Origin of the sequence: Nocardia lasii (genome assembly GCF_042658545.1) — a bacterium.
Classification (GTDB): domain Bacteria; phylum Actinomycetota; class Actinomycetes; order Mycobacteriales; family Mycobacteriaceae; genus Nocardia; species Nocardia lasii.
This window is the reverse complement of sequence record NZ_JBHSQN010000011.1, coordinates 90,588-103,510: the sequence shown is the minus strand read 5'-3', so window position 1 is coordinate 103,510 and position 12,923 is coordinate 90,588. Positions and strand designations below refer to the sequence as shown.

Genomic DNA, 12,923 nt, shown 5'->3' with positions numbered 1-12,923 from the left:
TGATGGCGGGCCTGGCCGCGGCCACCGCCGAACGCGACCGCCAACTCGACGCCCTGGACCGGGTGGCCGGGCCGCTGCTGGCGCGGATCGCGGCGGGGGTAGAGCTCACCGAGGCCGAACGCGAACAGTGTCGACTGCTCGAAGCCGAACTGCGCGACGGCCTGCGCGCGCCGGAACTGGTCACCGACCGACTCAGCGCGGCCGCGCGCGGGGCCCGCTCGCGCGGGGTGGAGGTCACCCTGCTCGACGACGGCGGCTTCCGGGGGGTGCCGGAATGGGTGCGCCACAACGTGATCGACGCCGCCGTCGCCGAACTCGACACCGCCGCGGCCGGTTCGGTGACGGTGCGGGTGCTGCCGGTGGGCAGGCGCTGGGTGGCGACCGTGCTGGCCGCCGCGCCGACGGGAGACCGGCGCACCGAGATCGACACCGCCGGTACGGTGCGGGTCTCGACGTGAGGCCGACAAGGTGTCGTACCCCTGTGCCAGGCTGAGGCTATGCAGCGGATGAACGCGGCCCAGGCCCGGCGCACGGCGCTGGCCGCACAGGGCTTCGGCAAGAAGCGCCCGGCCAATCCGGGTCGGCGAGCCGTCCTCGATGTGGTCGCGAGAACCCGTCTGCTGCAAATAGATTCGGTCTCGGCGGTGGTGCGCGCGCACTACGCGCCGGTGTTCAGCCGGATCGGCGCCTACGACCGCAGCCTGCTCGACGGCGCAGCCTGGAGCGACAGCGCGCGTGCCCGGCGCGGGCTGGTGGAGTACTGGGCGCACGAGGCCGCGCTGATCCCGGTCTCGGACTGGCCGCTGATGCGGTGGCGGATGACCGAGTACCAGCACGGGCGCTGGGCCGGGATGCGCAAGGTCGTCGACCGAAATCCCACGCTGGGCAAGGACATTCTCGACGTGGTGACCGAGGTGGGCGCCGCCAGCGCGGGCGAGATCGAACGGCACCTCGAGCTGGATACACCGCGCGGTAAGGGCACGTGGTGGAACCTCAGCGACACCAAGATGATCTGCGAACAGCTCTTCGCCGCGGGGGAGTTGTCCACCGCGCGCCGCGTCGGCTTCACCCGCCACTACGACCTCACCGAACGCGTGGTCCCCGCCGACGTGCGCGAGCGCGAGATCGGTGAGAGCGAGGCCGTGCGCGAGTTGATCCGGCGCGCGAGCCGGGCGCTGGGGGTGGGCACCGAAACCGACCTGCGCGACTACTACCGACTCGCCCGGCGCCAGAGCGCCCCGGCCATCGCCGAACTGGTCGACGCGGGCGAGCTGCTCCCCGTCGAGGTCGAGGGTTGGGACGCGCCCGCCTACCTGCACCCCGAGGCCGCCACGCCGCGCCGGATCACCGGCACCGCCCTGCTGTGCCCGTTCGACCCGCTGATCTTCTTCCGCCCGCGCGTCCAGCGGATCTTCGACTTCCACTATCGGATCGAGATCTACACCCCGGAAGCCAAACGGGTGCACGGCTATTACGTCTTCCCGATCCTGCACGACGGCCAGCTCGTCGGCCGGGTCGACCTGCGCGCCGAACGTGCTACCGGCCGCCTGCTCGCCCCCGCCGCCTTCGCCGAGCCCGGCCACGACACCGTCGAGACCGCCGCGGCCCTGCGCGGCGCGCTCCGCGAGATGGCCGACTGGCTCGAACTCGACGAAGTCGTTATCGGCGACCGGGGCGAGCTGGCCCCGCTGCTGTGACGCTCACCAGCCCTTGGCGCCGTACCCGCGCATCTGATCCTTCAACGCGCCACTGACCGCGCCCGACAGCCACGAGTTCAGCGACTGACCGTTCTGCTGTGCGGCCTCCTCGGCCTTGGCCTTGAGTTGCTCGACCAGACGCAGGGTCACCCGGCTGATATCGCCGGTCATCTCCTCGAAAGTCTGCGGTTCCTCCTCCTCGGCCGGAGTGTTCTTGCGCACGTCGACCACCGCGTCGGTGCCCTCCAGGCGCAGATGCACGGTGCGGTCACCGAGCTCGGCGCTGATCTCGGCGGCCAGCTCCGACAGCGCCGAGAGCAGCACGAGTCGAGACGAACTCTCCACCGCGGCGGCCAGCGCGGCGGCGGTGGCCTGCGTTTTCTCGTCGCCGAGCGCGGCCGCGGCGATGAGTTCGGTGCGCCAGCGCGCGGTATGAGCGTTCAGATCCATGACATCATTGTGACGTCATAGGTGACATCACGCAAGGTGAAAGTCAGCCACCGGCAGCCGCTTCGGGCGCTAGGGTGTCGAGGCTCATCCCGCGACCGGGTAGCCTTTCTGACCATGACGAACGGTGAATCGACGCCAACGGAGCTGCACGCGTCCGGCACGGTCGGTGTCGCGATGGTGACCCCCTTCAGCGCTGCGGGCAAGCTCGACGTCGATGCCGGTGTCGCACTGGCGGCACACCTGGTCGACCGTGGCGTCGACCTGCTCATCATCTCGGGCACCACCGGCGAATCGCCGACCACCAGCGAGACCGAGAAGGCCGACCTGCTGCGCGCGGTCGTCGACGGGGTCGGTGACCGGGCCACCATCGTCGCCGGCGCGGGCACCTACGACACCGCGCACTCGATCGAACTCGCGCGGGCCGCGGAGAACGCGGGCGCGCACGGCCTGCTCGTGGTGACCCCGTACTACTCGCGGCCCACGCAGGAGGGGCTGATCGCCCACTTCGGCGCGGTCGCCGACGCGACCGCGCTGCCGATCACGCTGTACGACATTCCACCGAGGTCGGTGGTGCCTATCGCCATCGACACGATCCGGCGCCTTGCCGAGCATCCCAACATCGTCGCGGTGAAGGATGCCAAGGGCGATCTCGTCTCCGGAGCCGATCTCATCGCGACCACCGATCTGGACTTCTACTCCGGTGACGACGGCCTGAACCTGCCCTGGCTCTCCGTCGGGGCGGTCGGATTCATCAGCGTCATCGGCCACCTCGTGCCGGAACGACTGCGCGAGATCCACCAGGCCTACACCGCCGGTGACGTGGCACGGGCACGAGAGATCAACGCGACACTACTGCCGCTGTACGCGGCCATGACCCGCCTGGGAGGTGTGGCGATGTGTAAGGGAGGACTCCGTTTGCTCGGCATCGATGTTGGTGAGCCCCGGTTGCCCCAGTTGATGCCGACGCAGGCGCAACTCGACGAACTGGCTCTGGATCTGCGGGCCGCGGGGGTGCTGGCATGACCGAACCCGTAGCTCGCAAGACCCGTCGCCGGGCGGCCTCACGTGCCGCGGGCGCGCCCGAACCCACCCCGGTGGAGACGGTGCAGGCCGCGGTGAACAAGGTGGTCAAGGATCCGGCCATCGCCGAACCGATCGCCGAGGTCACCGCCGAAGCCGATCTGGCCGGTGCCGCCGAAGTGGGCACCGACCTGCTCAGTGTCGCCGAGGAGCGCGTCACCGAGAAGAAGACCGCGCCGCGTCGGGCCCGCGCCAAGGTGGCCACCGAGGCCAAGGGCAAGCCCGCCGAAGCCAAGTCCAAGCCCGCCGAGCAGTCGCGCGGCGGCGGCCGTGGCAGGCAGGGCGGCGGCCGTGGCCGTGGCGCCCAGACCGTGGCCGAGCCGCGCGAGAAGGCCGCCCACGACAAGCTCGGCCTGCCGCCGAAGCTGCCCAAGAACGGCCTTCGCCTGTTCGCCCTCGGCGGCATCGGCGAGATCGGTCGCAACATGACCGTGTTCGAATACGGTGGCAAGCTGCTCATCGTCGACTGCGGTGTGCTCTTCCCCGAGGACCAGCAGCCCGGCGTCGACCTGATCCTGCCGGACTTCGGGCCCATCGAGGACCGGATGGCCGACGTCGAGGCCATCGTGCTCACCCACGGCCACGAGGACCACATCGGCGCGGTGCCGTTCCTGCTGCGCCTGCGCCCCGACATCCCGGTGATCGGCGCCAAGTTCACCCTCGCTCTGGTCGCGGCCAAGGCGCGCGAGCACCGCTTGCAGCCCAAGCTGCGCGAGGTCGCCGAGGGCGAGACCACCGTGCACGGGCCGTTCGAGCTCGAGTACTTCGCGGTCAACCACTCGATTCCCGACGCGCTGGCCGTGGCCATTCGCACCGGGGCCGGCGTGGTCCTGCACACCGGTGACATCAAGCTCGACCAGCTGCCCCTGGACGGTCGCCTGACCGACCTGGCCGGGTTCTCGCGCCTCGGCGACGAGGGTGTCGACCTGTTCCTGGTCGACTCGACCAATGCCGAGGTCCCCGGCTTCGTCACCCCCGAGCGCGAGATCGGCGGTGTGCTCGACAACGTCATCGGCAAGGCCACCAACCGCGTCATCGTGGCCTCCTTCGCCAGCCACGTGCACCGCATCCAGCAGGTCGTCGACGTGGCCCAGAAGTACAACCGCAAGGTCTGCTTCGTCGGCCGCTCGATGGTCCGCAACATGGAGATCGCGCAGGACCTGGGCTACCTGACGGTGCCCGACAATGTCGTGGTCACCCTCGACCAGGCCGCCAACCTGCCCGGCAACCGCCTGGTGCTGATCTCCACCGGTTCCCAGGGCGAGCCGCTCTCGGCGCTGTCGCGGATGGCGCGCGGCGAACACCGCCAGATCAACATCCGCGCCGACGACCTCGTCGTGCTGGCATCCTCGCTGATCCCCGGCAACGAGAACTCGGTCTTCGCCGTCGTCAACGGCCTGGCCCGACTCGGCGCCACCGTGATCACCCAGCAGAACGCGAAGGTGCACGTCTCCGGACACGCCTCCGCCGGTGAGCTGCTGTACCTGTACAACGCGGTGCGCCCGACCAACGCCATGCCGGTGCACGGCGAATGGCGCCACCTGCGCGCCAACGCCGCGCTGGCCGTGGCCACCGGTGTGCCCGAGGAGCGGGTCATGCTCGCCGAGGACGGCGTGGTGGTCGACCTGGTCGACGGCATCGCCTCGATCGTCGGTCGCGTCCCGGTCGGGCACGTCTACGTCGACGGCCTCTCGGTCGGCGACGTGGGCGAATCGACCCTGTCGGACCGCCTGGTCCTGGGCGAGGGCGGATTCCTGTCGATCACCATCGTCATCGACTCGACCACCGGCAAGCCGGTCAGCACGCCCGAACTCAACGGGCGCGGCTTCTCCGACGACCCCACCGCGCTCGACGGCGCGGCCGAACTGGTCGAGGCGGAACTGCTGCGCCTGGCCGGTGAGGGCATCACCGACACCCACCGCATCGCCCAGGGCGTGCGTCGGGTGGTCGGCCGCTGGGTCGCCGACGTCTACCGTCGTCGACCGATGATCGTGCCGACGGTCGTCGCCGTCTGATCGACTGACATACGAAAACCGCCGGGCGACAACACATGTCGCCCGGCGGTTCTCGTTCGGACGTCAGTCCTGGCAGGCCGCGGAGTCGAGCTTGGCCGACTTCACGATGTTGCAGGTGAACACGTGCGACACGCGCCAGCCGCCCTCGGAGGCCACGAACTCCACCGTCGCGCCCTGGACCGGCTCGCCGTCGATGGTGACGTCGGCGGGGGCCTTGAGCTTGCCGTCGACCGGCGCCTCGACGGCGGTGATCTCGGCTTCGACCTTGTTGGTCTTGGCGGCCTCGACGAACTTGTCGACCAGATCAGGATCGCGCTCGGCGTCCTCGATGAACGAGGCCTTCTCCTCGGTGGTGAGCTGACCCGCCATCGCCTTGGTCAGGCGCGCGTTGAGCTCCTCCACGGTGGGCGCGGGCAGGTTCGGCACGGTGGTGGTCATCGGCGCGTCACCGTCCTGGGTGCCCTCCACCTTCTTCCCGTCCTCGAACCCGGAACCCGCGGTGGTGGTCGGCGCGGACGAGGTCTCGTCGGCGCTGCTGCACGCGGACAGGCCGAGCGCGGCGGTGGCCGCCAGCACGGCGACCGCCGTCTTGAACATGCGGTTGTTCACTGAACTCCCCAAATGAGATGTGGCAGAGATGAATTCGGATTACAGCTGGTAGCCGGAGGTGCAGTTCCAGTTGATGATGCTCGCCGAGCCGCCGCGGTTGGCGTTGATGGCGTTGCGCTTGGCCTGGCGCAGCGAGGGCGCGGTGGCCCAGCTGTAGGAGCGGCGCGACTCGGCCAGCGCGGCGCATCCGTTGCGCCAGGAGACCTTGATGTCGCATCCGGCGCCGCCGCCGCTGCGCTGGCACCCCGCGATGGCCGCGGATTCGGCCGCGGCGTAGCTGTTGTAGTTCGCCGTGATGCTGGACGCGCCGTTGCGCGAGAGTGCGAGTGCCCCGTAGTTGTCGCCCTGCGCGTGGGCGGGTGTGATGCTGCCTGCCAGCAGTGCACCGATTGTCGCGGTCATGACCACCGCGCCGGTGAAGACTCTTTTCACTTGTTCCCCTTCAATTCACGGGTCGGTGACCCGATCGACCGCAGACAACGTACCGACTCGGACAACTCGGACGCCACCCCGCGCCCGCCCGCCGGGCCCGAAATGTAGGGACCCGCCAAGGATTCCGTAAGTCCGGCGCCCCGCGAAACGCGGTCGGTGACCGGAAATCCGCGCGCTGACCGGGGGCCCGGACCTGCGGCGCAGGCCGCGATCGGGCCCGCGAGCGGGGTGGGACCAGTGTTGCGGATGGTCTCGGAGGTGCTCGAGCGGCTAGCCTGATGGTCATGGCAGGTAAGTCCCGCAGCACCACGACCTCTCGTGCGCGGGCGGGATCGACCAGGGGGCGCACGCCGGCGGCGCGGTCTCGGACAGCGACCCCGCGCGCGACCCCGGCTCCGCGGGGACGCACCACCCCCGCGCGCAAGCCGGTCAAACGCGCCTCCGACACCGCGCCCCTGGCGGTTCTCGGGCGCGGCATCGGCAGCGGCTGGACCATGTTGGCGCGCGGCGTCGGCGCCACCACCCGCACCCTGAGTCGGGCGGGCGAACTCGACCACGGCCACCGCCGCGACGGAATCGGCTTGGCGCTCATCGCCTTGAGCGTGATCATCGCCGCGGCCATGTGGCTCGCGGCGGGCGGACCGGTCGGGCGGCTGCTCGAGGACATCGTGCGCGCGGTCGCCGGGTCGGTCGGCGCGTTGGCGCCGGTACTGCTGGTCGGGTTGGCGGTGGTGCTCATGCGCACCGAACCGCGTCCCGAGGTTCGACCGCGACTGGTGCTGGGCGGGCTGCTGGTGGTGTTGCCCGCGCTGGGCATCTGGCACCTGGCCGCCGGCTCGCCCACCGACGCGCACGGTCGCTCCCGGGCCGCCGGTGCGGTCGGCTACGCCATCGGCGGACCGCTCGGCCAGGGGCTCACACCCTGGCTCGCGCTCCCGATCCTGTTGCTGGCCATGATGTTCGGCGTGCTGTTGCTCACCGGGACCACGGTGCGCGAGGTGCCGACCAGGCTGCGCGAGTACTTCGGCCTCGGCGAACCCGCCGACGACGCCGACCCCTACGATCCGGCCAACTACGACGCCGACGGGTTCCCGGTGCACCCCAGTCGGCCCCGCCGCCGCGGCGCGCGGGCCGAGACCGAGCTCGGGGCCGAGGACTTCGGGCCCGAACCGGTCGGCGAACCGCCGCTGCGCGATGCCAAGCCGATCGAGGAACCCCCGCTCCCGGCCCCGAAACCGGCGCGCAAGCGGCCGGTGGCCGCCCCGGTCGACCAGACCCCGCCGCCGCCCCCGGAACCGGAGTTCGTCACCGATCGCGTCGTCGACGGCGACTACACGCTGCCCCCGCTGACCCTGCTGATCGACGGCGACCCGCCCAAGAAGCGTTCCGCGGCCAACGAATCGATGATCGAGGCGATCACCGAGGTGCTGGTGCAGTTCAAGATCGACGCCGCGGTGACCGGATTCGTGCGCGGCCCGACGGTCACCCGCTACGAGGTCGAGTTGGGTCCCGGCGTCAAGGTCGAGAAGATCACCGCGCTGGCGCGCAACCTCGCCTACGCGGTGGCCACCGAGAACGTGCGCCTGCTCGCCCCCATCCCCGGCAAGTCGGCGGTGGGGATCGAGGTGCCCAACGCCGACCGCGAACTCGTGCGCCTGGCCGACGTGCTCAAGTCGCCGCACACCCGCAACGACCACCACCCGCTGGTGATCGGGCTCGGCAAGAACATCGAGGGCGAGTTCGTCTCGGCGAACCTGGCCAAGATGCCGCACCTGCTCGTGGCCGGTTCCACCGGTTCGGGCAAGTCGAGTTTCGTGAACTCGATGCTGGTCTCGCTGCTGCACCGGGCCACCCCCGACGAGGTCAGGATGATCCTGATCGACCCGAAGATGGTCGAGCTCACCCCGTACGAGGGCATCCCGCACCTGATCACGCCCATCATCACCCAGCCCAAGAAGGCCGCCGCCGCGCTGGCCTGGCTGGTCGAGGAGATGGAACAGCGCTACCAGGACATGCAGGCCAACAAGGTCCGCCACATCGACGACTTCAACAAGAACGTGCGCTCGGGCAAGATCACCGCCCCGCTGGGCAGCGAGCGCGTCTACCGGCCCTACCCCTACATCCTGGCCATCGTCGACGAACTCGCCGACCTGATGATGACCGCCCCGCGCGATGTCGAGGACGCGATCGTGCGGATCACCCAGAAGGCCCGCGCCGCCGGCATCCACCTGGTGCTGGCCACCCAGCGCCCCTCGGTGGACGTGGTGACCGGTCTGATCAAGACCAATGTGCCCTCGCGGCTGGCCTTCGCCACCTCCTCGCTCACCGACTCGCGCGTGATCCTGGACCAGCCGGGCGCGGAGAAGCTGATCGGCATGGGCGACGGGCTGTTCCTGCCGATGGGGCAGGGCAAGCCGACCCGCCTGCAGGGCGCGTTCATCTCCGACGAGGAGATCCAGGCCGTGGTCGAGTTCAGCAAGACCCAGGCCGAACCCGAGTACCAGGAGGGCGTGACCGCGGCCAAGGCCGGCGAGGTCAAAGACGTCGATCCCGATATCGGCGACGACATGGACGTGCTGCTCCAAGCCGTGGAGTTGGTGGTCACCTCGCAGTTCGGGTCGACCTCGATGTTGCAGCGCAAGCTACGGGTGGGGTTCGCCAAGGCGGGTCGGTTGATGGATCTGATGGAGACGCGCGGGGTGGTCGGGCCCAGCGAGGGGTCCAAGGCGCGCGACGTGCTGATCAAGCCCGACGAGCTCGACGGGCTGCTGTGGTCGATCCGCGGGGGCGATCCGGGCGGGTCCGACGAGGAGTAGGGGCGCGGGCGTCGCTGTGTGTGAAATCATGGTGGGCAACCATTCCGCAATGCGAGCTGAAACGGACAATTCAGGCATGATGGACGGCATGAACTTCTTCGATCGGACCACCACATGCAGGTGACCGCGCTCGAGTGGGTGATCACCGGCGTGGTGATCCTCGGCTTGTTCGTCTTCGACTTCTTCGCCCACGTGCGCACCCCGCACGAACCGACCTTCAAGGAATCCGGCATCTGGTCGGCCGTCTACATCAGCCTGGCGCTGCTGTTCGGTCTGTTCGTCGCCTGGAAGTGGGGCGGCACCTTCGCCGGGGAGTACTACGCGGGTTTCGTCACCGAGAAAGCGCTCTCGGTCGACAACCTGTTCATCTTCCTGATCATCATGACCACCTTCGCGGTGCCGCGGATCTACCAGCAGAAGGTGCTGCTGATCGGCATCGTGCTGGCCCTGGTGATGCGCGGTGTGTTCATCGCCGTCGGCGCCGCCGCGATCAGCGCGTTCAGCTGGGTGTTCTACCTGTTCGGCGCGTTCTTGATCTTCACCGCGGTCAAACTGCTGCGCGAGAGCGGCCACGAGGTCGAACACGAGGAACAGCGCGACAGTCGCATCGTCGCGCTGGCCAAGCGGATCCTGCCCACCACCGACCAGTACGACGGCGACAAGCTCGTCACCCGCATCGACGGCAAGCGGGTGGTGACCCCGCTGCTGCTGGCCCTGCTGGCCATCGGTTTCGCCGACCTGCTGTTCGCCCTGGACTCGATCCCGGCGATCTACGGTCTGACCGAACAGCCCTACCTGGTGTTCACGGCCAACGCCTTCGCTCTGATGGGCCTGCGTCAGCTGTACTTCCTCATCGGCGGGCTGCTCGATCGCCTGGTGTACCTGTCCTACGGGTTGGCCGCGATCCTGGCGTTCATCGGCGTGAAGCTGGTGCTGCACGCGCTGCACGAGAACACGCTGCCGTTCGTCAACGGTGGCGAGCACGTGAGCGTGCCGGAGATCTCGACGGTGCTCTCGCTGAGCGTGATCATCGGCATCCTGGTCGTCGCCACGGTGGCGAGCCTGCTCAAGACGCGGCGTACCTCCGCCTGACCTGGTGAGAGACGAACTGCCCGGAACCTGATCGGTTCCGGGCAGTCGTGTTTTCGGGGCTTACTCGGCGAAGGCGCCCATCACCGGCAGCCATTCGACCGGGCGGACGGCCTCGATCAAACCCAGTTTCGCGAACGGGTCCTGCGGCAGCAGGGCGTCCAGCGTGGCGGCGTCGTCGGCGCGGAAGATCAGCAGCGCGCCCGAACCGTCGGGGTAGGGCCCGCTGCTGAGCACGGTGCCCGCCTCGACCAGGGCGTTGAGCCAGGCGCGGTGCTCGGGACGGTTGCTCGCGCGGTCGGCGGCGGTGGCGTCGGTGTAGGTGTAGTGGACAGCGAAGATCGGCACGTCGATCACTTTCTGACGGGTGGGCTTGCGGAGAAACTCAGAGGGCCAGCAGCATGCGGGTGTTGCCCAGGGTGTTGGGTTTGACGTAGCTCAGGTCGAGGAACTCGGCCACGCCGGTGTCGTAGGAGCGACACATCTCGGCGTACACCTCGGCGGTCACGGGCGTGCCCGCGATCTCCACGAAACCGTGCCTGCCGAAGAAGTCCACCTCGAACGTGAGCACGAACACACGTTGGAGTTGCAGTTCGCGCGCGACGGTCACCAGGTGCTCCACCACCGCGCCGCCCACCCCGCGTCCCTTGACGACGGGATCGACTGCGACAGTGCGGATTTCGCCCAGATCGGCCCACAGCACGTGCAGCGCGCCACAGCCCACGACCCGACCGTCGAGCTCGGCCACCCAGAACTCCTGCACCGATTCGTACAGCGTGACCAGGTTCTTCTCGAGCAGGATGCGCCCGGCGTACTCGTCGACCAGACGCTTGATCTCGGGGACATCGGAGGTTCGCGCGCGTCGGACGACCACCCCGGTGACAGGCGCCACGATGGGCGCGACGGACTGCGCGTCGCTGGTCGAACCCGTGCAGGGTCCCCGTGAGGTCATGGGGTGCACAGTAGTCGGCCGGGTTACCGATAGTCTGAACATGTGCCGCACATCCTGTCGTCCCGCTCCGCGCATCGCATCGAGCCCGACGACCGCGACGCGCGGCACCGAACACGCGGGCAAACAACCCGCGACATTGCTGGATTTCGGCGCGGTGCCGGTGAGTGCCGAGAGGGCAGGGCATGAGCGGTCAGCGGCCGGAGGCGGTAGCCAAGCGTGAGCACGTTGCGAGTGTGGTGACCCCGGCGCACGGTGGGGTGGAGAAGCCGGTTCCGCTGCTCAATATCGCCAATGTGTTGACCATCGCGCGGATCGTGTTGGTGCCGCTGTTCGTGCTGGCGCTGTTCGCCGAGGGCGGCCACGACACCCGCTGGCGGGTCATCGCGGCGGCGGTGTTCGGGCTGGCGGCGATCACCGATCGCTTCGACGGGCAACTCGCGCGCAAATACGGACTTGTCACCGATTTCGGCAAGCTCGCCGACCCCATCGCCGACAAGGCGCTGATCGGCGCGGCCCTGATCGGGCTGTCGGTACTCGGCGATCTGCCCTGGTGGATCACGCTGGTGATCTGCGGCCGGGAGATCGGCGTGACGCTGCTGCGCCTGGTGGTGGTGCGTCGCGGGGTGATCCCGGCGGGCCGCGGCGGCAAACTCAAGACGCTGGTCCAGTCGGTCGCGATCGCGCTGCTGGTGCTGCCGCTGTCGGGGGTCTTCGCGACCGCGGGCATGTGGCTGATGTACCTGGCCGTGGCGCTGACGGTGATCACCGGACTCGACTACGTGGGCCAGGCCGCCCGGGTGTGGTTCGCGGGAGGAAAGGCACGCGCGTGAGCGACCCCCTGCTCGACGGCGCGCCGGTGGCCGAACTGGTCACGGCGCTGCGCGCGGCCGGTCAGACGGTGGCCACCGCCGAATCGCTCACCGCGGGGCTGCTGGCGGCCACCGTCGCGGGCGTGCCGGGGGCCAGCGCGGTGCTGCGCGGCGGGTTGATCGTCTACGCCACCGACCTCAAGGCCCGACTGGCCCGCGTCGACGACGAGGTGCTGCGCCTGGACGGTCCGGTCGCCGCCACCACGGCCGAACAGCTCGCCGCGGGCGCCCGCGAGCGGTGCGGGGCGGACTGGGGAATCGGATTGACCGGGGTCGCCGGACCCGATTCCCAGGACGGGCATCCCGTCGGCACGGTATACCTCGGATTGGCCGGTCCACAGCACAGTGCGGTGGTCCGGTTGAAACTGCACGGCGACCGGTGGACGATCAGACTGGGTGCGGTGCACAGCGCGGTGCGGGAGTTGCTGCGCTGCGTGGACGCGTCGAAGCCGGTCAGTGTGAAATAACCGGTTCCGGGAACCACCGGTGGATGTGCGACGTTGTGCCAGAAAGAGGTGAGCACCGCCGAGGCGGTGACACGAGGTGGAGGAGAACGAGATGACGCTGCTGCGGGAGGCAATCGGGGACAGTCTGCGGCGTGCGCGTCTCGCCCAGCATCGAACGTTGCGTGAGGTCTCGACCTCGGCGCGCGTGAGCCTCGGCTATCTGTCGGAGGTGGAGCGCGGCCGCAAGGAAGCCTCCAGCGAACTACTGGCCAGCATCTGCGAGGCACTCGACGTGCCCCTGTCGCGGGTGCTGTGGGATGTGAGCACCCTGATGGCGGGCGCCGACGGCTCCGCGCCGCGCGAACCCGCGCTCACCGGCCCCACCCCCGACCACGACACCGACGCCGCCGAGGCGGTGCTGGGATACGCACTGCGCCACCATCATCTGGGGGTGGTGTTGTGGACGGG

Annotated in this window: 13 protein-coding genes and 1 pseudogene; 9 read left to right on the top strand and 5 right to left on the bottom strand. The window is 69.4% G+C overall.

The features are described from left to right. Together ACFP3H_RS16620 and ACFP3H_RS16615 are read left to right on the top strand one after the other, a co-directional pair. A pseudogene (locus ACFP3H_RS16620) lies at positions 1–458 on the top strand (hypothetical protein); the annotation flags it as partial. Positions 459–497: 39 nt separating this feature from the next. After that, positions 498–1,697 (top strand): winged helix-turn-helix domain-containing protein, encoded by a 1,200-nt coding sequence (locus tag ACFP3H_RS16615; RefSeq protein WP_378606708.1) that lies wholly within the window; start codon positions 498–500, stop codon positions 1,695–1,697. Between the two features lie 3 nt (positions 1,698–1,700). On the opposite strand, the gene ACFP3H_RS16610 is transcribed toward ACFP3H_RS16615, so the two are convergent. After that, complete coding sequence (locus ACFP3H_RS16610) at positions 1,701–2,147, bottom strand: toxin-antitoxin system HicB family antitoxin (protein ID WP_378606705.1); 447 nt, start codon at positions 2,145–2,147, stop codon at positions 1,701–1,703. Positions 2,148–2,261: 114 nt separating this feature from the next. On the opposite strand from ACFP3H_RS16610, the gene dapA reads away from it, so the two are divergent. Both dapA and ACFP3H_RS16600 read left to right on the top strand, forming a co-directional pair. Continuing rightward, entirely contained in the window at positions 2,262–3,170 is a 909-nt protein-coding gene (gene dapA / locus ACFP3H_RS16605) for a 4-hydroxy-tetrahydrodipicolinate synthase (RefSeq protein ID WP_378606702.1), read from the top strand. Beyond that, positions 3,167–5,242: a ribonuclease J gene (locus ACFP3H_RS16600; protein WP_378606699.1), complete on the top strand. Its 2,076-nt coding sequence runs from the start codon at positions 3,167–3,169 to the stop codon at positions 5,240–5,242. Before dapA ends, ACFP3H_RS16600 begins: the two co-directional genes overlap by 4 nt. Positions 5,243–5,305: 63 nt before the next feature. Here the strand turns inward: ACFP3H_RS16600 and ACFP3H_RS16595 are convergent, their stop codons facing one another. Next, positions 5,306–5,851 (bottom strand): WKL family lipoprotein, encoded by a 546-nt coding sequence (locus ACFP3H_RS16595; RefSeq protein WP_378606696.1) that lies wholly within the window; start codon positions 5,849–5,851, stop codon positions 5,306–5,308. A gap of 39 nt (positions 5,852–5,890) precedes the next feature. Beyond that, the gene (locus ACFP3H_RS16590; RefSeq protein WP_378606693.1) at positions 5,891–6,283 is read right to left on the bottom strand and encodes a DUF4189 domain-containing protein; all 393 of its coding nucleotides are present in this window, start codon (positions 6,281–6,283) and stop codon (positions 5,891–5,893) included. A gap of 284 nt (positions 6,284–6,567) precedes the next feature. On the opposite strand from ACFP3H_RS16590, the gene ACFP3H_RS16585 reads away from it, so the two are divergent. Both ACFP3H_RS16585 and ACFP3H_RS16580 read left to right on the top strand, forming a co-directional pair. Beyond that, entirely contained in the window at positions 6,568–9,099 is a 2,532-nt protein-coding gene (locus tag ACFP3H_RS16585; protein WP_378606690.1) for a DNA translocase FtsK, read from the top strand. Between the two features lie 114 nt (positions 9,100–9,213). Beyond that, the gene (locus tag ACFP3H_RS16580) at positions 9,214–10,191 is read left to right on the top strand and encodes a TerC family protein (RefSeq protein ID WP_378606687.1); all 978 of its coding nucleotides are present in this window, start codon (positions 9,214–9,216) and stop codon (positions 10,189–10,191) included. Between the two features lie 60 nt (positions 10,192–10,251). Here ACFP3H_RS16580 and ACFP3H_RS16575 read toward each other — a convergent pair whose 3' ends face one another. Then, positions 10,252–10,536 (bottom strand): YciI family protein, encoded by a 285-nt coding sequence (locus tag ACFP3H_RS16575; RefSeq protein ID WP_378606684.1) that lies wholly within the window; start codon positions 10,534–10,536, stop codon positions 10,252–10,254. A gap of 37 nt (positions 10,537–10,573) precedes the next feature. After that, on the bottom strand, positions 10,574–11,140 hold the full coding sequence (locus ACFP3H_RS16570) for an amino-acid N-acetyltransferase (protein WP_378606681.1): 567 nt from the start codon (positions 11,138–11,140) through the stop codon (positions 10,574–10,576). 182 nt (positions 11,141–11,322) lie between these two features. Between ACFP3H_RS16570 and pgsA the strand changes: the two genes are divergently transcribed. From pgsA to ACFP3H_RS16555, 3 genes are all read left to right on the top strand, one after another. After that, the gene (gene pgsA / locus ACFP3H_RS16565; protein ID WP_378606678.1) at positions 11,323–11,970 is read left to right on the top strand and encodes a CDP-diacylglycerol--glycerol-3-phosphate 3-phosphatidyltransferase; all 648 of its coding nucleotides are present in this window, start codon (positions 11,323–11,325) and stop codon (positions 11,968–11,970) included. Beyond that, entirely contained in the window at positions 11,967–12,476 is a 510-nt protein-coding gene (locus ACFP3H_RS16560) for a CinA family protein (RefSeq protein WP_378606675.1), read from the top strand. The genes pgsA and ACFP3H_RS16560 overlap by 4 nt, the downstream gene beginning before the upstream one ends. A gap of 91 nt (positions 12,477–12,567) precedes the next feature. Beyond that, a partial coding sequence (locus ACFP3H_RS16555; protein WP_378606672.1) for a helix-turn-helix domain-containing protein occupies positions 12,568–12,923 on the top strand: 356 nt, incomplete at its 3' end.